Source organism: Pseudomonas sp. p1(2021b), from assembly GCF_020151015.1.
Classification (GTDB): domain Bacteria; phylum Pseudomonadota; class Gammaproteobacteria; order Pseudomonadales; family Pseudomonadaceae; genus Aquipseudomonas; species Aquipseudomonas putida_K.
Genome location: NZ_CP083746.1, coordinates 4,581,090 through 4,602,220 on the forward strand (window position 1 = coordinate 4,581,090; position 21,131 = coordinate 4,602,220).

Sequence of the window (21,131 nt, forward strand, 5' to 3'; positions counted from 1 at the left end):
GTCATCGACCGCGCAGGAAGAGTTTGTCCAGGTCATCCAGCCCAAGCTGGGTCCAGGTCGGGCGGCCGTGGTTGCACTGACCGCTGCGTTCGGTGTTTTCCATATCGCGAAGCAGCGCGTTCATCTCGGGAATGGCCAGGCGGCGGTTGGCGCGCACGGCGCCATGGCAGGCCATGGTGCCGAGCAGTTCGTTAAGGTGCGCTTGAATGCGGTCACTGGTGCCATACTCCATCAGGTCGGCCAGCACGTCCTGCACCAGGCGGTTGGCCTCGGCCTGCTTGAGCAAGGCGGGGATCTGCCGGATCGCCAGGGTTTCAGGCCCCAGGCGCTGCAACTCGAAGCCCAGGCGCTGGAACCATTGGGCATGTTCCTCGGCACAGTCGGCTTCGCGCTGGCTGAGCGCCAGCGACTCGGGCACCAACAGTGGCTGGCCACTCAGGCCCTCGCTGGCCATGGCCACTTTCAATCGCTCGTACATGATCCGCTCGTGGGCGGCGTGCATGTCCACCAACACCAGGCCCACGGCGTTCTCAGAAAGGATATAGATGCCCTTGAGCTGGGCCAGGGCGTAGCCGAGCGGCGGCACATCGCCTTGGCTCTGCGGCAATGCCACCGGCGCTGCCGCGCCGTTTTCCAGCGGGGCGAAGAACTCACGGTAGACCGCCTGGGCCTCGGCGGCAGGCACCGGTTGCGAAGGCCGAGGCGTGTACTGGTACTGGTAGCCCGCGCCACTACCACCGGCGAACGCCTGGCGCGGTTCAGCCTGGGGCTGTTCGAGCACCGGCGAGGCCAGGCGCATCTCGCCCTGGGGGCCGAATTCGCCAACCTGCAGCCCAGTGGGGCGTACGATCTCGGTGGCCGCGGCCGGCGCGGCCAGCTGGTCTTCCGGGCGCACGTCCGCCAGGGCACGGTGCAGCGTGCCATAAAGGAAGTCATGGACCATGCGCCCTTCGCGGAAGCGCACTTCGTGCTTGGTCGGGTGAACGTTGACGTCCACGCCGTTGGGCTCGAGCTCCAGGAACAGCACGAAGGTCGGGTGCCGGCCATTGAACAGCACGTCGCGGTACGCCTGGCGTACCGCGTGGGCCACAAGCTTGTCGCGCACGGCGCGGCCGTTGACGAAGAAGTACTGCAGGTCCGCCTGGCTGCGCGAGAAGGTCGGCAGGCCAACCCAGCCCCACAGCCGCAAGCCGTTGCGCTCGACATCGATCGGCAGCGCTTGCTCGAGGAAGCCTGGGCCACAGATGGCGCCCACCCGGCGTGCCCGGGTGATCTCATCGGGTGCCTCGTGCAGGCTCAGGACGCTCTTGCCGTTGTGGCGCAGGTGGAAGGCGACGTCGAAGCGCGCCAGGGCCAGGCGACGGATGACTTCCTGCAGGTGATCGAATTCGGTCTTCTCCGACTTCAGGAACTTGCGTCGGGCCGGGGTATTGAAGAACAGGTCGCGCACTTCCACCGAGGTACCGACAGGGTGTGCCGCCGGTTGCACCCGTGGGGTCATGTCGCGGCCTTCGGTCTCCACCTGCCAGGCCTCACCGGCACTGGCGGTGCGCGAGGTCAGGGTCAGGCGCGCCACCGAGCTGATCGAGGCCAGGGCCTCGCCGCGAAAGCCCAGGCTCAGCACCCCTTCGAGATCCTCCAACTCACGGATCTTGCTGGTGGCGTGGCGGGCCAGAGCCAGCGGCAGGTCGTCGGCAGCGATACCGCCACCGTCGTCACGCACACGCAGCAGCTTCACCCCGCCCTGCTCGACCTCCACGTCGATGCGACGGGCACCGGAGTCGAGGCTGTTCTCCAGCAGTTCCTTGGCCACCGAGGCGGGGCGCTCGACCACCTCGCCGGCGGCGATCTGGTTGGCCAGCCGCGGGCTGAGCAGCTGGATGCGCGAACCACCACTCATCGCTGCGACGCCAGGGTAGTGCCGGGAATGTCGAGGTGCTGGCCGACCTTCAGCTCATCGCTCTTGAGGCTGTTGGTGCTGCGCAGGCTGGCCACGCTGACCTGGTAGCGCACGGCGATCATGGCCAGGGTTTCGCCCGGGCGCACGGTGTGCTCGCGCGGCCCCTGGGCGATCTTGCCGCTGTCACGCAGCCAGGCGATGTAGGTGCCCGGCGGCGGGCTCTGCTGGAAGTACTGGCGCACCCCGGTATGGATCGAGCGGGCCAGGGCCTGCTGGTGGCTCTTGGTCGCCAGCTTGGCCGCTTCGTTGGCATTGGAAATGAACCCGGTTTCGACGAGGATCGACGGAATGTCAGGCGACTTCAGCACCATGAAGCCGGCTTGCTCCACACGCCGCTTGTGCAGCGGGGTGATGCGGCCCATGTTGCCCAGCACTTTCTGCCCCACATCGAGGCTGGAACTCAAGGTAGCGGTCATCGACAGGTCCAGCAGCACGCCGGCGAGCATGCGGTCCTTGTCGTCCAGGCTGACGTTGCCGGCACCACCGATCAGGTCCGAGCGGTTTTCCGTGTCGGCCAGCCAGCGCGCGGTCTCGGACGTTGCACCGCGGTCGGACAGGGCGAACACCGAGGCGCCGAAGGCGGCCCGCGACGGCGCGGCATCGGCATGGATCGAAATGAACAGGTCGGCACCCTTCTTGCGGGCGATCTCGGTGCGCTTGCGCAGTGGGATGAAATAGTCGCCGGTACGGGTCAGCTCGGCGCGGTAGCCCTTCTCGGTATTGATCTGGCGCTGCAGCTCGCGAGCGATCTGCAGCACGATGTCTTTTTCGTGCTGGCCACGCGAACCGGAGGCGCCCGGGTCCTCCCCGCCATGGCCGGCATCAATGGCGACGACGATGTCACGTTTGCCGCTCGGCACCGGTGGCAGCTTGATCGCCGGTTGCGTCGGGGTCACCGGCACGGCCGGAGTGCTGGCGGGCGTACGCGTGGTCGGGGGTGGAGGTGGTGCGCTGGCAGCGATGGCGTCGGCCTCCTGGTCGTACAGGTCGACCACCAGGCGGTTGCCGTACTGGGCATTGGGCGCCAAGGTGAAGCTCTTGGGCGTGACGGCCTTCTTCAGGTCGACCACCACCCGCAGGTCGGTGGGGGTACGCTGGGCCGAACGTACGCTGCTGATCGGCGTATTGGAGGTGGCCACGTTCAGGGCGCCACCCAGGGTGGCCCCGTTGATATCGATGACCAGGCGGTCTGGCGCGGTCAGGGTGAAGACGCTGTGCTGCACAGGGCCTGACAGGTCGAAGACCAGCCGCGTGTTGTCCGGTGCGCGCCACAGACGCATGCTCTTGACTTGTGTGACGGCCAGAGCGTCAACGGTCACCGCTGTCAGCAGCAGCCCCACGACGGCGACCAGTGCGCGTATGCGCATACCTAACCCCATTTACTGTTTGAATTCTGTGGCCAGGGCGGCGCACCAGGCCTCACCGCGCTCCCCCTGCGGCGAAAGGGTCAGCGAACGTCCGTTCGCTTGCGGGCTTATGGTAATGGTCAGGTCGGGCTTTGGCAAAACGCCCGCGCCCTTCTCTGGCCATTCGAACAGGCACAAGGGGTCCCCTTCGAAGTAATCGCGGATGCCCATGAACTCCAGCTCTTCCGGGTCGACCAGGCGGTACAGGTCGAAATGATAGGCGCGCACCTCGCCGATTTCGTAGGGTTCGACCACAGTGAAAGTCGGGCTCTTGACCGCACCTGTGTGGCCCAGGCCACGGATCAACCCGCGCGAAAGCGTAGTCTTGCCGGCGCCCAGGTCGCCTTCGAGAAAGATCACGCCATGACCGCCGGTCACCTCGGCCAGGCGTGCGCCGAATGCCACGGTGGCCGGTTCGTCGGCCAGAAACAAGGTTATACCTGACACGCTGAATGCTCCTCCAACAATTCACGAATGACCGGAACCAGGTCGCTGGCTGCCAGGCCTCTGCCCTTGGCCCCCAGACGCTCGCCGGCGCAGGCATGCAGCCACACACCCAGGCATGCGGCAGCCCAGGCGTCCAGCCCCTGGGCCAGCAGGGCCGCCAGCACGCCGGTCAGCACATCGCCCAGGCCCGCGCCGGCCATCGCCGGGTGACCACGCCCGCACAGGGCCAGCTCGCCGCTCGGCGCGGCCACCAGGGTACCGGCCCCCTTGAGCACGCAGATGCTGGCATGCTTGCGCGCCAGCTTGCGGGCCGCGCCCGGCCGGTCGGCCTGCACCGCCTCGGTGGAAATACCCAGCAGGCGCGCGGCCTCGCCCGGGTGCGGGGTGAGGATGCTGCCACTGGGCAGGGCCAGAGGCCGATGCGCCAGCAGGTTCAGGGCGTCGGCGTCCCAGACCTGCGGCAGGTGGGCATTGGCCGCCGCCGACAACAGGCTGCCCCCCCAGGCAGCCTGGCCCAGCCCGGGGCCGACCACCAGCACCGAAGCACGCTCGAGCACGCCCATCAGCTGGTTGGCCGACTCCACCCCTCGCCACATGGTTTCCGGCAGGCGGGTCAGGCCAGCGGCTACATGCTCAGGCCGAGTGGCCACGCTCACCAGGCCGGCGCCGCAACGCAAGGCGGCCTCGGCGCTGAGCATCACCGCTCCGCCGGTGCCCAGGTCGCCGCCGACCACCAGCACATGGCCGAAATCGCCCTTGTGGGCGTCGGCGCGGCGTGGCGGCAGATGGGCGGTGTTCACGCTGCTGAGCAGTTGCGGGGCATTACCGGGGTGTTTGGTCTGGGGCATGGGGTCAAAGGCTCCGATGTCTGGCAGAATTATACGCACCTCCGCCTGTATTGCCTTGTCCATCCATGTCCGCTTGCCTTCCTGACCTTCCCACGCTGGCCCAATCGATCAAGGATTGGGGCCGCGAACTCGGATTCGCCCACATCGGCATCGCCGGCGTGGCGCTTGGCGAGCATGAGCAACACCTGCAACGCTGGCTGGCAGCCGGCTACCAGGGCGAGATGGACTACATGGCCGCCCATGGCAGCAAGCGCGCCCACCCAGATCAGTTGATACCCGGCACCTTGCGGGTGATATCGCTGCGCATGGACTACCTGCCCGGCGACACCCTCATGGCCCAGCGGCTGGCGCAGCCTGAAAAAGCCTATATCTCCCGCTACGCCCTGGGGCGCGACTACCACAAGCTGGTGCGCAAGCGCGTGCAGCACTTGGCCGAACGCATCCAGCAGGCAATCGGCCCCTTCGGTTTTCGCGCCTTCGTCGATAGCGCCCCGGTACTGGAGAAAGCCATCGCCGAGCAGGCCGGCCTCGGCTGGATCGGCAAGAACACCCTGTTGCTCAACCGCAAGGCGGGCAGCTACTTCTTCCTCGCCGAGCTGTTCGTCGACCTGCCACTGCCGGTCGACGAGGCCCAGGTGACCGAGCATTGCGGCCGCTGCCAGGCGTGCCTGGACATCTGCCCGACCAAGGCCTTCGTCGGGCCGTATGTACTCGACGCCCGGCGCTGCATTTCCTACCTGACCATCGAACTCAAGCAGGCGATTCCGATCGAGTTGCGCCCAATGATCGGCAACCGGGTGTTCGGCTGCGACGATTGCCAGATCGTCTGCCCCTGGAACCGCTTTGCCCGGCCGACCCAGGAAAACGACTTCAAACCCCGCCATGGCCTGGACAACGCTGAGTTGGCCGAGCTGTTCCTGTGGGACGAGGCCACGTTCCTGGCCCGGACGGAGGGCTCGCCGCTACGCCGTGCCGGCTATGAACGCTGGCTGCGCAACCTGGCGGTGGGGCTTGGGAATGCGCCGACCAGCATCCCCGTGGTGGAAGCCTTGCGCGCGCGGCGTGAGCACCCGTCGGAGCTGGTGCGCGAGCATGTGGAGTGGGCATTGGCGCAGCATGAGAAATAAGCGTGGCTGAAGCGACGCCATCGCGGGACAAGCCCGCTCCCACATAGGCCGAGTAGGAGCGGGCTTGTCCCGCGATTGGGCCCGAAGGCCGTGCTCACTGCTGGTCGTTGTAGTGGAACTTGGGCATCTCCCAATGGAACCGGATCGCCAGCAGGCGCACCAGGAACCCGCCGAACAAGGTCAGCAGCATGGCCTGCTCGGCCGGCACCTTGAAATACACGCACCCCAGGTAGAACCAGGCCGCGGCGAACGACACGCTGGCATACAGCTCGCGGCGGAACACCAGGGGAATGTCGTTGCAGAAGATATCCCGCAGGATGCCGCCGAACACCCCGGTGATCACCCCGCTGATCGACGCCACCAGCATGCCCTGGCCCATCTCCAGGGCCGTCATGCAGCCGATCAGGGTGAAGGCCACCAGCCCCAGGGCGTCGAGCACCAGGAATAGCGAGCGCAGGTGGCGCATCAGCGGCGCGATGAAGATGGTCAGCAGCGCCGCGAAGCTGGTCAGCACCAAGTACTCAGGGTGCTTCACCCAGGTCAATGGGTAATGCCCCAGCAACACGTCGCGCACCGACCCGCCGCCCAGGGCGGTGACGCAGGCGATCAGCACCACGCCGAACCAATCCATGCCGCGACGGCCTGCCGAAAGCGCGCCGGTCATGGCTTCGGCGGTGATGGCGACGAGATAGAGCATCAACAACATGGTGCGTGTCCGTGGGAAAAAGGCGCGCAGTCTACCCACTCCCGGTGCGTCTAGCCATGTGCCATGCGCACCCGCCGAGGGTTACAGCTTGATGAAGTGCTCGCGGTAGTGGCGCAGCTCGGCGATCGACTCGCGAATGTCGTCCAGGGCCAGGTGGGTCCCGCCCTTCTTGAAGCTGTCACGCACCTGCGGTGCCCAGCGCGCGGCCAGCTCCTTGAGGGTGGAGACGTCCAGGTTGCGGTAGTGGAAGAAGCCTTCCAGCTTCGGCATGTGGCGATAGAGGAAACGCCGGTCCTGGCAGATGCTGTTGCCGCAGATCGGCGACTTGCCCTTGGGTACCCACTGCTCGAGGAAGGCCAACGTCTGCGCCTCAGCCTCGGCCATGTCGATACGGCTCTCGCGCACGCGCTGGGTCAGGCCCGAAGCGCCATGGGTGCGGGTGTTCCAATCGTCCATCCGCGCCAGCACCTCGTCGCTGTGGTGGATGGCGATCACCGGGCCTTCGGCCAGGGTGTTGAGCTCGCTGTCGGTAACGATGGTGGCCATCTCGATGATGACGTCGTTGTCCGGATCCAGGCCGGTCATTTCCAGATCGATCCAGATCAGGTTCTGTGGGTTCTGCATGAAGGGGCTCCTCGAATAGGCCGTCATATTAGCCTAGGCGCGGCCTTTCGTGCCGCAAACACCAGCCGAAGTGTCCGCGCCGGGCCGTGCTAAACTGCCAGCCGTTTTCTTCCTGCCCCGCCAATACGGAACATTCATGGCCAAACGCCAGCTCAACCGCCGCCAGAACTGGCGCATCGAAAAAATCCAGGGCGAGCGCGCCGCTCGCGCCGCCAAACGCGAACAACATGCCCTGCAGGAGCTGGAGGGCGGCGACCTCGGCCCTGAACAGCTGGGGTTGGTGATCGCCCATTTCGGTGTGCAAGTGGAAGTCGAAGCCCAGGATGGCGAAGCGGCGGGCCAGGTGTTTCGGTGCCATCTGCGGGCCAACCTGCCGGCACTGGTCACCGGTGACCGCGTGGTGTGGCGTGCCGGCAACCAAGGCAATGGCGTGATCGTCGCACAGATGCCACGCACTGCCGAACTGTGTCGGCCGAACAACCATGGCCAGCTCAAGCCGGTGGCGGCCAATGTCGATCTGATCGTGATCGTCTTCGCCCCGGCGCCCGAGCCCCAGGCCAACCTGATCGACCGCTATCTGGTGGCCGCCGAGCATGCAGGCATCCGGCCATTGCTGCTGCTGAACAAGGCCGACCTGATCGATGAGCGCAACGGCCCGACCATCGAGGCCCTGCTGGCGGTCTACCGCGACCTGGGCTACCCGCTGCTGGAGGTTTCGGCTCATCAGGGCGATGGCATGCAGCGCCTTCAGCAGATGCTCGATACGCACACCAGCGTGTTCGTCGGCCAGTCGGGCGTGGGCAAGTCTTCGCTGGTCAACAGCCTGCTGCCCGAGGTACAGACCCGTGTGGGCGACCTCTCCGAGTGGTCTGGCCAGGGCACGCACACCACCACCACCGCGCGCCTGTACCACTTCCCCAACGGCGGCGACCTGATCGACTCGCCGGGCATCCGCGAATTTGGCCTGGGCCATGTCAGCCGTGATGACGTCGAAGCCGGGTTCATCGAGTTTCGCGACCTGATCGGCCATTGCCGCTTCCGCGATTGCAAGCATGCCCGGGAGCCTGGGTGCGCCTTGCTCCAGGCCCTGGAGGATGGGCGCGTCACGCCGCAGCGCATGAACAGCTACCGCTCGATCATCGCCAGCTTGCCGCAGGATAGCTACTGACGCGGGTGATCTTGGGGCCGCTTTGCGGCCCATCGCGGCGCAAGGCCGCTCCTACAGGTGTTACGCGGCCATCATTCCTGGGCGTCGTCCATCTTCAATACACCATCCTCGAAGATGTTCAGCTTCTGGCGCAGCTCCCGCGGCTGCATCGGTGCCTGGGCGCTGTCGCCCTGGGCAGGTGCTGCCGGCGCCTGGGCGCCCGGCGGAGCCGGTTCGGCCGGCGTCTGGGGCGCGCTCTGTTCCCCCTCGATGTCGCGTTGGGCCTTCTTGGTCAGGACGATGATGTCGATGCGGCGGTTGACCGGGTTGAACGGGTCCTTGCGGTCGAACAGCGACGACGAGGCATAGCCGACCACGCGCGCCACCTGTGCATCAGGGTAGCCACCGGCCACCAACGCCCGGCGCGCCGCGTTGGCGCGGTTGGCCGACAGCTCCCAGTTGCCGAACTCCCCGGTGCCGGCATAAGGCTTGGCATCGGTATGGCCACTGATGCTGATCTTGTTCGGCACCGCCTTGATGGTGTCGGCCATGGCCAGCAGGATGTCCTCGAAGTAAGGCTGCAGACGCGCGCTGCCCAGGTCGAACATCGGCCGGTTCTCGGCATCCATGATCTGGATCCGCAGGCCATCCTGGGTGATCTCGAACAGGATCTGGTCCTTGAACTTCTGTAGCTGCGGGTTTTCCTCGACCTTGTTCTGCAGCTCCTGCAACAGCAGCTGCAAGCGCTCCTGTTCGACCTGGTCGGCCAAGGTCTCGACCTGGTCCTTGTCCAGCTGGATGCTGGTGTTCGGCGTCGGCTCGGACTTCTCCTCGGGGTTGATGGTCTTCTCCGGCGCCAGCTGCGGCGAGCCGCCGAGGTCGATCACGTAGGGCGTGCCGCTCTCGGAGAAGCCGATCGGGTCCTTGAAGTAACCGGCGATGGCGATCTTCTGCTCGGGCGTAGCCGTGGACAGCAGCCAGAGCACCAGGAAGAACGCCATCATCGCCGTGGCGAAGTCGGCGAAGGCGATCTTCCAGGAGCCGCCGTGGTGGCCGTCGCCATAGCGCTTGACGCGTTTGACGATGATGGGTTGGTTGTTCTCCATGGCTTAGCGACCGCGGACCACTTGTTCCAGCTCGGCAAAGCTTGGGCGGTGCAACGGGTACAGCACCTTGCGACCGAACTCTACGGCCAACGACGGCGGCATGCCCGATGCCGAGGCCACCAGCGAGGCCTTGATCGCCTCGTACACGTTCAGTTCTTCCTTGGCGTCGTGGCGCAGGGCATTGGACAGCGGGCCGAAGAAACCGTAGGCGGCGAGGATACCGAAGAAGGTACCGACCAGCGCCGCCCCCACATGCAGGCCGATGGACTTCTGGTCGCCATCGCCCAGGGACGCCATGGTCACCACGATACCCAGCACCGCCGCGACGATACCAAAACCCGGCATGGCGTCGGCCACGCTGGTGACGGCATGGGAAGGATGCTCCAGCTCTTCCTTCATGCTCAGCAGCTCCATGTCGAACAGCCCCTCGAGCTCATGGGGCGCCATGTTGCCGGTGGACATGATGCGCAAGTAGTCGCAGATGAACGCGGTCATGCGCTCATCGCCTAATACCGCCGGGTACTTGGCGAAGATCGGACTCTCTTGCGGTTCTTCGATGTCGCCTTCGATGGCCATCATGCCTTCGCGGCGGCTCTTGTTGAGGATCTCGTAGACCAGGCCCAGCACCTCCAGGTAGAAGGTATGGGTGAAACGGGTGCCGAACATCTTCAGCGACTTCTTGATCACATGCAGGGTCATGTGACCGGGGTTGGCCTGAAGGAACGCACCGAAGGCCGCACCGCCGATGATCAGCACTTCGAACGGCTGGATCAATGCCGCGATCTTGCCGTGGGAAAGTACGTATCCGCCGAGCACGCTCGCGAATACGACGATGATGCCGATAATTTTAGCCATAGGTTCAGGGCACTTGCTGTCGTGGTCGGGATGAGGGACGGGAGCTTTGAAACTCTTCTTCTACTTATCGGCAGAACTGCGCCAGACTATAGCCACAAATAACGAAAAGCCAGTTTGGACTGATGTCAAAATGCCAATGGACGCTAAGGTGCCAAGCCAGATTCCGCGTACGCTCGATGCCTGGGTAAAGCTGCTCGATGGCATCCGCCTGCCGGTGCCCAAGGAGAGCCACGACCGGGTGTTGTCGGCCATCAACGACAGCCGCCGCTCCCTGCGGGACATTGCCGAACTGATGCAAGACAGCCCCGCCCTGGTGCTGTCGGTGATGCGCGAGGCCAACCACCCGGCCAATGCCAGCCAGGCCGAGCCTGCCGAAAGCCTCGAGATCGCCCTCAACCGCCTGGGCCTGGCGCGCAGCGCCAGCCTGCTGGCACGCCTGCCCGCGGTGCCAGGCCAGGACATCCCGCCGGTGCTGCGCCAGTTCCTGCTGATCAGCCAGCATGCCGCGCAACAGGCCAGCGGCCTGTTCGCCAGCCGCCTGGCACGGCTGTGGCAGGAGATCCATTGGGGTAGCCTGCTGTTCCTGTCACCGCTATGGCCTATGGCACAAGCCTTTCCCAAGCTGCTCGATACCTGGGAGCTGCGGGTTATCCACAAGGGCGAGGACGCCGCCGAAGTCGAGCTCGCGCTGTTCGGCGTACGCATCATGCAACTGTGCCAGGCCGTGGCCGAACACTGGCGGCTGCCGGAATGGGTGACCCAGGGCTATCGCCTGCTGCTCGATGAGCGCGCACAACTGGCCCAGGTGCTGGCCATCGCCCGCGAGCAGGACAGCTTCACCCAACAGCAGCGCCTGGACAACGAGCCCGGGCTGCGCCGCTGGTTCAACCAGCCGGCCAATACCGTGCTGCTGGCCAACGGCCTGGCGCTGGCCGCCCAGGTGGGCTGGGACAACCCGCACCTGCTGCGCTGGCAACTGCTGACCGCCCTGTACCTGCAGACATCGCTCGACGATGTGCAACAGCAGGTCCACCAGCAGGCCGCCGCCAGCGCCCGCCATCATGCCCGTCATGCCCTGTTCCACCCCGCCGAGGCGCTGATCTGGCCCTGGCAGCAACGCCGACCGCATCCGGACATGCTCGAACCGCCACCGCCCACCACCCAGGACCTGGCGCGCTGGCGCACGCTGTGTGGCGAGCTGCTGGCCCAACCCAGCCCGTTCGGCACGAGCCTGCACCTGTGCACCCAGGCCCGCGACGCTCTGCTGGCCTGCGGTATGCAACGGGTGATTCTGCTGACCCTGGACAAGGCCACCGAATCCCTGCGCGTGCAACAGACCGCCGGCCTGCCAACGGAGGTCGCGGCCCTGGTGCTGCCCCTGGCCGGCAGCAAATTGCTGCAACGCCTGATGACCCAGGCGGCGCAGCTGCGCCTGACACCAGACAACCACGCCCAGTTCTCGGCCTTGCTGCCAGCCCCGCTGTGGGCCGCCATCGGCAGTGAACATGTGCTGCTGCGTTCGCTGGCGGTCAATGGCCAAACGGTGATGCTGGTGATCGCAGACCAGGGCGGCAAACCGTTGGCCGATGTCAGCGTGCAAGCCTTTGGCAAGACCGCGCAATGCACCGAGCGTGCCCTGGCTGCCTTTGCCAACCGCAACGCCTGAGCCTTGCGCTACAATCGCTCCCTCAATTCCACCCTGGAGACCGTGGATGACTGACTTTTCCGGCTTGCCCCTGGTGATCGAACCGGCCGACCTGCTGCCGCGCCTGGGTTCGCCACAGCTGATCGTGGTCGACCTGACCAGCGCCAACCGCTACGGCAGCGGTCATGTCCCCGGCGCGCGCTTCGTCGACCCCAAGCGCACCCAGCTGGGCCAGCCACCGGCGCCAGGCCTGCTGCCGGCGCGCGCCGACCTGGAAAAGCTCTTCGGCGAGCTCGGCCACCGCGACGACGCGGTCTACGTGGTGTACGACGACGAGGGCGGCGGCTGGGCCGGGCGCTTCATCTGGTTGCTCGACGTCATCGGCCACAAGGGCTACCACTACCTCAACGGCGGCATCCAGGCCTGGCCGGCTGACAAGCTCTCAACCGATGTACCTGCCAGCGCGGCTGGCCCGGTCAGCCTGCAACTGCATGCAGAGCCCACCGCCACCCGCGAATACCTGCAAAGCCGACTGGGCGCGGCCGACCTGGCCATCTGGGACGCCCGCAGCCCCGGCGAGTACAAGGGCGAGAAAGTCCTGGCCGCCAAAGGCGGGCACATTCCCGGCGCGGTCAACTTCGAGTGGACCGCAGGCATGGACCTGAACGACCACCTGCGCATCCGCCCGGACATGGCCGACATCCTGCAGCAACTCGGCATCACCCCGGACAAGGAAGTGATCACTCACTGCCAGACCCACCACCGTTCCGGCTTCACCTACTTGGTGGCCAAAGCCCTCGGCTATCCACGGGTCAAGGCCTATGCCGGCTCCTGGGGCGAGTGGGGCAACCACCCGGACACGCCTGTAGAAGTTTGAATTTCCAAGGAAACCCAATGAAATCCCGCTTGTTCATCATCAGCCAGTACCTGCTGCCGCACCACCTGCTGTCGCGGCTGGCCGGCTGCGTCGCCGAGTGCCGTGCGCGCTGGTTCAAGAATGCCTTCACCGCCTGGTTCGCCAAGCGCTACCAGGTGAACATGTCCGAGGCGCTGGTCGAGGACCTGACCGCCTACGAACACTTCAACGCCTTCTTCACCCGCGCGCTCAAGCCAGGTGCACGCCCACTGGACGAGACCCCGGGCGCCATCCTCTGCCCGGCAGACGGTGCGGTCAGCCAGCTCGGCCCGATCGAGCATGGCCGTATCTTCCAGGCCAAGGGCCACAGCTTCAGCGCCCTCGAGCTGCTGGGCGGCGACCCGCTGATGGCCGCGCCGTTCATGGGCGGCGAGTTCGCCACCATCTACCTGTCGCCCAAGGACTACCACCGCGTGCACATGCCGCTGGCCGGCACCCTGCGCGAAATGGTCTACGTGCCGGGCCGGCTGTTCTCGGTCAACCAGACCACCGCCGAGAACGTCCCGGAACTGTTCGCCCGTAACGAGCGGGTGGTGTGCCTGTTCGACACCGAGCGCGGGCCAATGGCCGTGGTACTGGTCGGGGCGATGATCGTCGCCTCGATCGAAACGGTGTGGGCCGGTTTGGTCACGCCGCCCAAGCGTGAGGTGAAGACCTTCCGCTACGACGAAGGCAGCCGTGCGCCGATCCATCTGGAAAAAGGCGCGGAACTGGGGCGTTTCAAGCTGGGATCGACCGCCATCGTGCTGTTCGGGCCCGAGCAGGTGAAGTGGGCCGAGAGCCTGGGCGCGGGTTCGGCGGTACGCATGGGTGAGTTGCTGGCGCAGCCTGCCCAGGGCTGAGTGCTTGCCGCGAGGGTTTCGGCGCCTGTGAGAACGAGCGCCGCCCGCGCGGCGCTCGATATCAAAATAGCCGAAGTCCTCCCGCCGAACCTTCAGCTACGGGCATCACGATCGCGCATGCCCAGCAGGTACAGCACGCCATCGAGCCCCAGAGTGGAGATGGCCTGTTTAGCCGACTGGCGCACCAACGGCTTGGCGCGGAACGCGACGCCCAGGCCGGCCAGCGAGAGCATCGGCAGGTCGTTGGCGCCATCGCCCACGGCAATGGTCTGTTCCAGTTGCAGGCCCTCCTCACTCGCCAGTTGCTGAAGCAGCTCGGCCTTGCGCTGCGCATCGACGATCGGCTCGACCGCCACACCAGTGACCTTGCCGTCGATCACTTCCAGCTCGTTGGCGAAGACGTAGTCGATACCCAGGCGCGCCTGCACCTGCTTGGCGAAATAGGAGAAACCACCGGAAAGGATGGCCGTCTTGTAGCCCAGGCGCTTGAGCTCGGCGAACAGGTGCTCGGCACCTTCGGTCAGGCGCAGGGACGCGCCGATCTCGTCCAGCACGCCAACATCCAAGCCTTTGAGCAGCGCCATACGCTCCTTGAAGCTGGCGCGGAAATCCAGCTCGCCACGCATGGCGCGCTCGGTGATCGCAGCCACCTGCTCGCCCACCCCGGCAGCCTTGGCCAGCTCGTCGATCACCTCGGCCTCGATCAGTGTCGAATCCATATCGAACACCGCCAGGCGGCGATTGCGGCGGAACAGGTCGTCTTTCTGGAAGGCGATGTCGATGTCGAGCGCCTCGGCCAGGGCGAAGAAGTCGGCGCGCAGGGCCTGGGCATCGCTCGGCTCGCCACGCACGGAAATTTCCAGGCTGGCCTTGCTCTTCTCCACCGGAGCATCCAGCGCCACGCGCGAGGACAGGCGCTCGATACGCTCGATCGTCAGGCCGTACTGGCTGATCACGGCGCTCACTCGCTGCAGCTGCTCGGGCGTCACCTTGCGGCTGAGCAGGGTGACGATATGGCGCGCCTCGCCCTGGCTGTCGGCCCAGTGCTGGTAGTCGCCCTCGGAAATCGGCGTGTAACGGGCTTGCAGGTTCAGCTCGTGGGCCTTGGCCTGCACGCTTTGCAGCAGCTGGGTGGCCACTTCGTTGTCTGGAATGTCGACCAGGATGCCGAAGGACAGGGTACCGTGCATCACCGCCAGGCCGATGTCGAGGATGTTCACACCGCCCTGGACCAGGACGCCGGTAAGGGCCGCGGTGAGACCTGGACGGTCTTCACCAGTGATGTTGATCAGGACGATTTCGCGCAAGACCGGGCTCCGACTTCGATGAAAAATGCGCATTCTACCGATTTTCCGTGATGATCGGGCAGCATCGATACTTTGCCGACAAAACACGGCTCGCTATACTGCGCAACACCTTTTTCGCCATAAAGAGCCGCGCTCTGTGAACCGGCCCACGCCCGTCAAACCTGATAATTTCTTCGTGATGATCTTCCGAGCCCTCAGCCAGCGTCGCGTGCCCCTGGCCCTGCGCATCGCCAGCACCAATATCTTCCTGGTGGCCCTGGCGCTGGTGATCTATGCCTGCGTCATGGGCCTGCAGTTCCGGCAGGCCATGCATGAACAGGCGGATGCCCTCGGCCAGAGCCTGACCATCCAGACCGCCACCTCGGCGACCGAGCTGCTGGTGTCCAACGACATCCTCAGCCTCAACGTGCTCCTGGGCAACCTGGTGAAGAACCCACTGGTGGCTCATGCGGCCATCTACAGCGTGGACAACCGCATCCTCGCCGAGGCTGGCCAGCGGCCGAAGAACAGCCTGCTGGGCGAGGCCGAAGGGCTCTACCAGACCAAGATCACCTTCCAGGATGTGACCGCCGGGCAGTTGCGCATCAGCCTGGACATGACCCAGTTCCGCCAGCCGATGACCATCAGCCTGCAGAGCATGGGTATCCTGGCTGCAATTCTGTTGGCCTTGGCGCTGGCCCTGAGCCTGCGCCTGGGGCGTCACATCTCCACGCCGCTGCTGCAGCTGCGCGTATGGTTGCGTGACCCGCACCACCACACCCCTGGCACCGACCGCCAGGACGAGATCGGCGACCTGGCCCGCCAACTGCACACCCGTCTCGCCCCTCCGCCGCCGGAGCCTGAGGAAGTGGAAGAGGACGATTTCGACGTGGACGAAGTGGATGAGCACGCCGCCGTGCCCAAGCCCTCGGCAAAAGCCAAGGCCACGACCAGCGATGACGAAGACGACGATGCCTTCGCCGACCTGATCGACACCGAGCAGAGCCCGGCTAAAGCGGCCGCGGCCGAGTCCGACGAACCGCAATACAGCGCCGTGCTGGCCGTGCAGCTGGGCTCCCAGGAGCAACTGCGCCGCTTGCCGCGCACCCGCCTGACCGAACTGCTGGAGCGCTACCGCGACTGCCTGGAGCAGGCAGCATCGCTGTACGAAGGGGAAACCCACACGCTCAAGGACGGCAGCACGCTGTTGCTGTTCCATAGCCGCGACTGCGGCGAAGACTACCTGACCAACGCCATCTGCTGCGGCGAGCTGCTGCGCGCCTTGGGCCATGCCCTGCAGATCGAGGTGGCCGACAGCGGCATCACCCTGCAGCTGCAACTGGGCCTGACCCTGGGTGACGACCTGCAAGGCCTGGAGCAGGTAGACCTGCTGATGGCGGAAAAGGCCCAGGACGCCCTGGCGCTGTCCCAGCACAGCCGCAACCTGCTGCTGGTGGAACGCAAGATCAGCGACGACGCCCTGATCCGCCAGCGTGCCCGTATCCGTCCTATCGCCAGCCCAGAAGGCGCCTGCTGCGTCGAGCGCCTGATGGAGCCCTACCCGTCCATGCTCGAACGCCAGCTGGCCCGCATGCACGAACGCCGGGCCTAGTAGGAGCGGCCTTGCGCCGCGATGGGCCGCGAAGCGGCCCTGCCCCATGCAACCTCGATGCACCTGCATCAATGAACGAGACGCCTGGTTTACGGCCGCTTCGCGCCCGATCGCGGCGCAAGGTGATCTGGTCAAGTAATTTTGGACACCGGTTAAGGTTCATGCCGCTGCCCTGAGCTTTTCCTCCATGGCTACCGGGGTCTCGTAGCCGTTGTAGCTGTGGAGGCGCTTGAGGTTGTAGCGCACCAAATAAGCCATGATGTCGGCCTTGGCTTCAGATTCGGACTCATAGCCTCCTGGTGGCACCCATTCTGATTTCAATGCCCCAAAGAATCGCTCCATGGCGGCGTTGTCCCAGCATTGGCCACGGTGGCTCATGCTCTGCTTCAGGCTGCACTCTTCAAGCACAGACCTGAATTTGTGGCTGGTGTACTGGCAGCCTTGATCTGAATGAAACATCACGCCCGCAGGCCTGCCCCTGGACTCAGACGCCATACGCAGCGCGTCACAGGCCAGCCTGGCATCGGCAGTCATTGAAAACGCCCAGCCCACGACTCGGCGTGCATACAAGTCGATTACTGCGGCTAAATACAGCCAACGCCTGCCAACCTGGATATAAGTTACATCGCCACACCAAACCTCGTTGATTGTCGAAACTTTGAAGTTTCGCTTCAGTTGGTTTTCCGCAATCAATGCTTCCGTGCCGGATGACCGATACCGGTGCGGTCTACGCTGCCGGCATTTCAGGCCAGCTTCACGCATAAGCGCACGCACTTTGTAACGCCCAATCTCATGGCCTTCACGCCGCAGCTCCTGCATCAACGTGCGTGAACCGGCAGAGCTTCGTGACGCCTTAAAACGATCGATTACACGCGAGCGTAGAGCATCCCTGCCGGGATTCTCACGCCCTTGGCGTTTGCGCCATGCATAGAAACTGCTGCGTTTGACCCCAAGCACGCGACAGCAGTCGACAACACCATATTGCTCACTCAGCTCGTTGATCAGCGAGAACGATCTTTGGAGTCCCGAAGCAGGAGAGCACTGGCCTTTTTTAGGATTTCGATATCCCGATCCTTTTGACGAACCAGCGCTTCCAGCTCTTCAATACGTTGCTGCTCCGGAGTGATGGCTTTGGCTCCAGCCGGCACCTTGCCCTCTCTCTCCTGCCTTACCTGCTCAACCCAACGACGAAGAGCTGTGCGGCCAATCCCGAGGATTTCGCATACCTCAGGAACCGACTGGCCGGCATCCAGCACCATTTCAGCTGCTCGGATTTTGTGTTCTCTCGAATAAGACTTGCGCACTGATTTTGCCTCCAATTGGGCGCCATCATAGCGCCCGAAGAAGGTGTCCAAAATCATTAGGCCAGTTCAAGGCCGCGCCTACAGGGGGATTGGTCGTAATAGCCACAAAAAAGCCCGCATCGCTGCGGGCTTTTTTTGCGTCTGCCGGTCAGAACCGATAGACCTCCATGTCGGTCCGAATGGGCGAAGCCATGGGGATCTTCGGCTTCTCTGGCCCTTTCTTGACCTGGGTCGGTGCGGACTTCTTTGGCGGTGCTTCCTCGGCGATGGCCGGCTGGTTGGCCAGCGGCTTGACCGCCGCGCTGAGCTGCTCGGCCAGCTTCTGCAGCAATTGCCCCTGGGCCTGCACCTGGGACGACTCAGAGCCCTCGTGCGGTTGCTCCAGGTGCACGATGCGGTTGTCCCGCACCTTGCCGCGGCGATCGAGCAGACGCCATTGGGCATCCAGGATCGCCGGCTGGTTGCGGCCGGAATCCAAGCGGGTGATCGACAGCAACACCTGCACATCCGGCGAGAAACCAGCGGTGGCCGGTGCCAGGACGACACGCTGGCTGTCCAGGCGCCAGGCGAGCTGACGCACCAGCAGTTGGTCGATGTCCGCCGAAAGACTGCCCGCCCAACGACCGTCGGTCGCGGACGTCAGGCTGCCATCAGGCTGACGCTGCAAGAAAGTTTCACGCTGAAGGTAATCGGCTACCGATACCGGGCCGAGTACGACGGCCATGCCGGCACTCTGCGAGGGCTGGCCTGGGTCACCACTGTCCAGCTGATACAAGGCCACCGGCTGATGCATGCTGCATCCGCTCAGTCCCAGCAGACCCGTCATCAACAGCGCAAATGGAAGGCGCAGAAATTTCATTCATCCCATCCAAGCGGTCGCCCCGAGGCAAACCGCAGTGATACTCATGTAGATACTTGCAGGCACACAGCCACGCCGGCGCCGCAAGGGCACTATCATCCGCGAAATAACCGCGCGACTCCAGCATTTCTGCCTGGAATGACGCTGAAATTGCCGCTCCAGACAGACAGCCGGTTCACTCGGGGCGTTCCACCGCCATGCCATCGACCCGCTGGAAGCCGCGTGGCAGCTTGCTGCCACGTCGGCCACGCTCACCTTTGTAGTGCTCAAGGTCGTCGGGCTTGAGAGACAGAGTACGCTTGCCAGCCTGCAATACAAGCGTCGCACCCTCGCCCACGACGGCCAGATCGGTGACGAACTCTTCCCGGTTGGCGACCCGGTCCCCGGGTACGCCGATGATCTTGTTTCCCTTGCCCTTGCCCAACTGCGGCAGGTCGCTGACCTTGAAGATCAGCAGGCGGCCCTCGGTGGTCACGGCTGCCAGCCAGTCCTGCTCGCGGTCGGCGACCGGCCGCGGCGTCATCACCTTGGCGCCGTTGGGCAGGCTGAGCAGGCCCTTGCCGGCCTTGTTCTTGGCCTGCAGGTCCTCGCCCTTGACCACGAAGCCATAGCCGGCATCGGACGCCACCACGTAGAGCGCATCGTCCTCAGGCAACAGCACGCACTCGAAGGTCGCCCCTGGCGGCGGCGTCAGGCGCCCGGTCAGGGGCTCGCCCTGGCCGCGTGCCGACGGCAGGCTGTGGGCGGCCAGCGAGTAGCTGCGCCCAGTAGAGTCGATGAATACGGCGAACTGGTTGGAACGACCGGCGGCAGCGCCTTTGAAGCCATCCCCGGCCTTGTAGGAAAGCCCGGTGGCGTCGATATCGTGGCCCTTGGCGCAGCGCACCCAGCCTTTTTCCGACAAGACGACAGTGACCGGCTCGGTCGGCATCAGCTCGTTTTCCGACAGCGCCTTGGCCTCGGCACGCTCGACGATCGGCGAACGGCGGTCGTCGCCATAGGTCTCGGCATCCTTGATCAGCTCGCTGCGCACCAGCTTGCGCAGCTTGGCGTCGCTGCCCAGCAGGGCCAGCAGCTTGGCCTGTTCCTTGAGCAGCTCGTCCTGCTCGCCGCGGATCTTCATTTCCTCCAGGCGCGCCAGCTGGCGCAGGCGGGTCTCGAGGATGTAGTCGGCCTGGATCTCGGTCAGGTCGAAGCGGGCGATCAGGGCCTGCTTGGGGTGATCTTCGGTACGGATGATGTGGATCACTTCATCCAGGTTGAGGAAGGCGGTGAGCAAGCCTTCCAACAGGTGCAGGCGCTTCTCGACCTTGTCCAGGCGGTGCTGCAGGCGGCGGCGCACGGTGCCGATGCGGAACTGCAGCCACTCTTGCAGCAGGGCCCGCAAGTTCTTGAGCTGCGGGCGCCCATCGAGGCCGATGATGTTGACGTTGACCCGGTAGCTGCTTTCAAGGTCGGTGGTGGCGAACAGGTGTTGCATCAGTTCGTCGGCATCCACGCGGTTGGAGCGCGGGATGATGACGATGCGGCACGGGTTCTCGTGGTCGGACTCATCCCGTAGGTCGGCGACCATCGGCAGTTTCTTGGCCTGCATCTGCGCGGCGATCTGCTCCAGCACCTTCGCCCCGGAAACCTGGTGCGGCAACGCGGTGACGACGATGTCGCCATCCTCGACCCGGTATACGGCACGCATGCGGATCGAGCCGCGGCCGCTCTCGTAGAGCTTGAGGATTTCGGCACGCGGCGTGACGATCTCGGCCTCGGTGGGGTAGTCCGGGCCCTGGATGTGCTCGCACAGCTGCTCGATGGTGGCCTTGGGCTCATCCAGCAGGCGCACGCAGGCACTGGCGACTTCCCGCAGGTTGTGCGGCGGCACGTCGGTGGCCATGCCCACGGCGATACCGGTGGTGCCATTGAGCAGGATGTTCGGCAGGCGCGCCGGCAGCACCGCAGGCTCCTGCAGGGTGCCGTCGAAGTTCGGCACCCAGTCGACGGTGCCCTGGCCCAGCTCACTGAGCAGCACTTCGGAGTAGCGTGACAGGCGCGCCTCGGTGTAACGCATGGCGGCGAACGACTTCGGATCGTCCGGCGCCCCCCAGTTGCCCTGGCCGTCGACCAGGGTGTAGCGGTAGCTGAACGGCTGCGCCATCAGCACCATGGCCTCGTAGCAGGCCGAGTCGCCGTGGGGATGGAACTTGCCGAGCACGTCGCCGACGGTGCGCGCCGACTTCTTGTGCTTGGCGTCGGCATCGAGCCCCAACTCGCTCATGGCATAGACGATACGTCGCTGCACCGGCTTCAGGCCGTCGCCGATATGCGGCAGGGCCCGGTCCATGATCACGTACATGGAATAGTTGAGGTAGGCCTGTTCGGTGAAGTCAGCCAAGGATCGGCGTTCGACGCCTTCGAGACTGAGTTCCAGTGAGTCGCTCATGCGGGCC

19 protein-coding genes are annotated in these 21,131 nt (G+C 65.0%); 6 read left to right on the plus strand and 13 right to left on the minus strand.

What is annotated here, in order from left to right:
* Position 1 precedes the first annotated feature (1 nt).
* From mutL to K8374_RS21335, 4 genes are read right to left on the minus strand one after another with little or no spacing between them, the layout of a single operon-like run.
* Entirely contained in the window at positions 2–1,900 is a 1,899-nt protein-coding gene (gene mutL / locus K8374_RS21320) for a DNA mismatch repair endonuclease MutL (protein ID WP_224457095.1), read from the minus strand.
* A complete protein-coding gene (locus K8374_RS21325) occupies positions 1,897–3,339 on the minus strand; it encodes an N-acetylmuramoyl-L-alanine amidase (RefSeq protein WP_224457096.1) in 1,443 nt (480 codons plus the stop codon). Before K8374_RS21325 ends, mutL begins: the two co-directional genes overlap by 4 nt.
* The gene (tsaE, locus tag K8374_RS21330) at positions 3,340–3,813 is read right to left on the minus strand and encodes a tRNA (adenosine(37)-N6)-threonylcarbamoyltransferase complex ATPase subunit type 1 TsaE (protein WP_224457097.1); all 474 of its coding nucleotides are present in this window, start codon (positions 3,811–3,813) and stop codon (positions 3,340–3,342) included.
* Positions 3,801–4,661, minus strand: a complete 861-nt coding sequence (locus K8374_RS21335) for an NAD(P)H-hydrate dehydratase (protein WP_224457098.1) — start codon at positions 4,659–4,661, stop codon at positions 3,801–3,803. The genes tsaE and K8374_RS21335 overlap by 13 nt, the downstream gene beginning before the upstream one ends.
* Before the next feature lie 65 nt (positions 4,662–4,726).
* Here K8374_RS21335 and queG point away from each other — a divergent pair, with 65 nt between their 5' ends.
* A complete protein-coding gene (queG, locus tag K8374_RS21340; RefSeq protein WP_224457099.1) occupies positions 4,727–5,788 on the plus strand; it encodes a tRNA epoxyqueuosine(34) reductase QueG in 1,062 nt (353 codons plus the stop codon).
* A gap of 94 nt (positions 5,789–5,882) precedes the next feature.
* On the opposite strand, the gene K8374_RS21345 is transcribed toward queG, so the two are convergent.
* Positions 5,883–6,494 carry a trimeric intracellular cation channel family protein gene (locus K8374_RS21345; protein WP_070571131.1) on the minus strand — a complete coding sequence of 204 codons (612 nt, stop codon included), beginning with the start codon at positions 6,492–6,494 and terminating at the stop codon, positions 5,883–5,885.
* A gap of 81 nt (positions 6,495–6,575) precedes the next feature.
* Positions 6,576–7,118 carry an oligoribonuclease gene (gene orn, locus K8374_RS21350; protein ID WP_084854159.1) on the minus strand — a complete coding sequence of 181 codons (543 nt, stop codon included), beginning with the start codon at positions 7,116–7,118 and terminating at the stop codon, positions 6,576–6,578.
* A gap of 136 nt (positions 7,119–7,254) precedes the next feature.
* On the opposite strand from orn, the gene rsgA reads away from it, so the two are divergent.
* Complete coding sequence (rsgA, locus tag K8374_RS21355; protein WP_084854157.1) at positions 7,255–8,286, plus strand: small ribosomal subunit biogenesis GTPase RsgA; 1,032 nt, start codon at positions 7,255–7,257, stop codon at positions 8,284–8,286.
* 71 nt (positions 8,287–8,357) lie between these two features.
* Here rsgA and motB read toward each other — a convergent pair whose 3' ends face one another.
* Together motB and motA are read right to left on the minus strand one after the other, a co-directional pair.
* Positions 8,358–9,371 carry a flagellar motor protein MotB gene (gene motB / locus K8374_RS21360; RefSeq protein ID WP_224457100.1) on the minus strand — a complete coding sequence of 338 codons (1,014 nt, stop codon included), beginning with the start codon at positions 9,369–9,371 and terminating at the stop codon, positions 8,358–8,360.
* Between the two features lie 3 nt (positions 9,372–9,374).
* Positions 9,375–10,226: a flagellar motor stator protein MotA gene (motA, locus tag K8374_RS21365; RefSeq protein WP_224457101.1), complete on the minus strand. Its 852-nt coding sequence runs from the start codon at positions 10,224–10,226 to the stop codon at positions 9,375–9,377.
* Positions 10,227–10,356: 130 nt separating this feature from the next.
* Here motA and K8374_RS21370 point away from each other — a divergent pair, with 130 nt between their 5' ends.
* From K8374_RS21370 to asd, 3 genes are read left to right on the plus strand one after another with little or no spacing between them, the layout of a single operon-like run.
* Positions 10,357–11,892, plus strand: a complete 1,536-nt coding sequence (locus K8374_RS21370) for an HDOD domain-containing protein (protein ID WP_224457102.1) — start codon at positions 10,357–10,359, stop codon at positions 11,890–11,892.
* Between the two features lie 46 nt (positions 11,893–11,938).
* Entirely contained in the window at positions 11,939–12,748 is an 810-nt protein-coding gene (locus K8374_RS21375) for a rhodanese-like domain-containing protein (protein ID WP_084854150.1), read from the plus strand.
* 17 nt (positions 12,749–12,765) lie between these two features.
* A complete protein-coding gene (gene asd, locus K8374_RS21380; protein ID WP_196145068.1) occupies positions 12,766–13,629 on the plus strand; it encodes an archaetidylserine decarboxylase in 864 nt (287 codons plus the stop codon).
* A gap of 92 nt (positions 13,630–13,721) precedes the next feature.
* Here the strand turns inward: asd and serB are convergent, their stop codons facing one another.
* Entirely contained in the window at positions 13,722–14,936 is a 1,215-nt protein-coding gene (gene serB / locus K8374_RS21385; protein WP_224457103.1) for a phosphoserine phosphatase SerB, read from the minus strand.
* A 136-nt stretch (positions 14,937–15,072) separates the two neighbouring features.
* On the opposite strand from serB, the gene K8374_RS21390 reads away from it, so the two are divergent.
* Entirely contained in the window at positions 15,073–16,527 is a 1,455-nt protein-coding gene (locus K8374_RS21390) for a histidine kinase (protein WP_224457104.1), read from the plus strand.
* A 159-nt stretch (positions 16,528–16,686) separates the two neighbouring features.
* Here K8374_RS21390 and K8374_RS21395 read toward each other — a convergent pair whose 3' ends face one another.
* The 4 genes from K8374_RS21395 to parC all read right to left on the minus strand — a co-directional run bounded on the left by K8374_RS21395 (position 16,687) and on the right by parC (position 21,124).
* On the minus strand, positions 16,687–17,532 hold the full coding sequence (locus K8374_RS21395; protein ID WP_224459279.1) for an IS3 family transposase: 846 nt from the start codon (positions 17,530–17,532) through the stop codon (positions 16,687–16,689).
* On the minus strand, positions 17,529–17,888 hold the full coding sequence (locus K8374_RS21400) for a transposase (protein ID WP_224456644.1): 360 nt from the start codon (positions 17,886–17,888) through the stop codon (positions 17,529–17,531). The genes K8374_RS21395 and K8374_RS21400 overlap by 4 nt, the downstream gene beginning before the upstream one ends.
* A 91-nt stretch (positions 17,889–17,979) precedes the next feature.
* Positions 17,980–18,690 carry a membrane integrity-associated transporter subunit PqiC gene (locus K8374_RS21405; protein WP_084854142.1) on the minus strand — a complete coding sequence of 237 codons (711 nt, stop codon included), beginning with the start codon at positions 18,688–18,690 and terminating at the stop codon, positions 17,980–17,982.
* Between the two features lie 175 nt (positions 18,691–18,865).
* Complete coding sequence (gene parC, locus K8374_RS21410) at positions 18,866–21,124, minus strand: DNA topoisomerase IV subunit A (protein WP_224457105.1); 2,259 nt, start codon at positions 21,122–21,124, stop codon at positions 18,866–18,868.
* Positions 21,125–21,131: the final 7 nt, after the last annotated feature.

Excerpts from the sequence above, each read along its gene's own strand:
- mutL (WP_224457095.1), bottom strand. The coding sequence starts at position 1,900 with ATGAGTGGTGGTTCGCGCATCCAGCTGCTCAGCCCGCGGCTGGCCAAC.
- K8374_RS21325 (WP_224457096.1), bottom strand. The coding sequence starts at position 3,339 with ATGGGGTTAGGTATGCGCATACGCGCACTGGTCGCCGTCGTGGGGCTG.
- K8374_RS21335 (WP_224457098.1), bottom strand. The coding sequence starts at position 4,661 with ATGCCCCAGACCAAACACCCCGGTAATGCCCCGCAACTGCTCAGCAGC.
- queG (WP_224457099.1), top strand. The coding sequence starts at position 4,727 with ATGTCCGCTTGCCTTCCTGACCTTCCCACGCTGGCCCAATCGATCAAG.
- K8374_RS21345 (WP_070571131.1), bottom strand. The coding sequence starts at position 6,494 with ATGTTGTTGATGCTCTATCTCGTCGCCATCACCGCCGAAGCCATGACC.
- orn (WP_084854159.1), bottom strand. The coding sequence starts at position 7,118 with ATGCAGAACCCACAGAACCTGATCTGGATCGATCTGGAAATGACCGGC.
- rsgA (WP_084854157.1), top strand. The coding sequence starts at position 7,255 with ATGGCCAAACGCCAGCTCAACCGCCGCCAGAACTGGCGCATCGAAAAA.
- motB (WP_224457100.1), bottom strand. The coding sequence starts at position 9,371 with ATGGAGAACAACCAACCCATCATCGTCAAACGCGTCAAGCGCTATGGC.
- motA (WP_224457101.1), bottom strand. The coding sequence starts at position 10,226 with ATGGCTAAAATTATCGGCATCATCGTCGTATTCGCGAGCGTGCTCGGC.
- K8374_RS21370 (WP_224457102.1), top strand. The coding sequence starts at position 10,357 with ATGCCAATGGACGCTAAGGTGCCAAGCCAGATTCCGCGTACGCTCGAT.
- K8374_RS21375 (WP_084854150.1), top strand. The coding sequence starts at position 11,939 with ATGACTGACTTTTCCGGCTTGCCCCTGGTGATCGAACCGGCCGACCTG.
- asd (WP_196145068.1), top strand. The coding sequence starts at position 12,766 with ATGAAATCCCGCTTGTTCATCATCAGCCAGTACCTGCTGCCGCACCAC.
- K8374_RS21400 (WP_224456644.1), bottom strand. The coding sequence starts at position 17,888 with ATGATTTTGGACACCTTCTTCGGGCGCTATGATGGCGCCCAATTGGAG.
- K8374_RS21405 (WP_084854142.1), bottom strand. The coding sequence starts at position 18,690 with ATGAAATTTCTGCGCCTTCCATTTGCGCTGTTGATGACGGGTCTGCTG.
- parC (WP_224457105.1), bottom strand. The coding sequence starts at position 21,124 with ATGAGCGACTCACTGGAACTCAGTCTCGAAGGCGTCGAACGCCGATCC.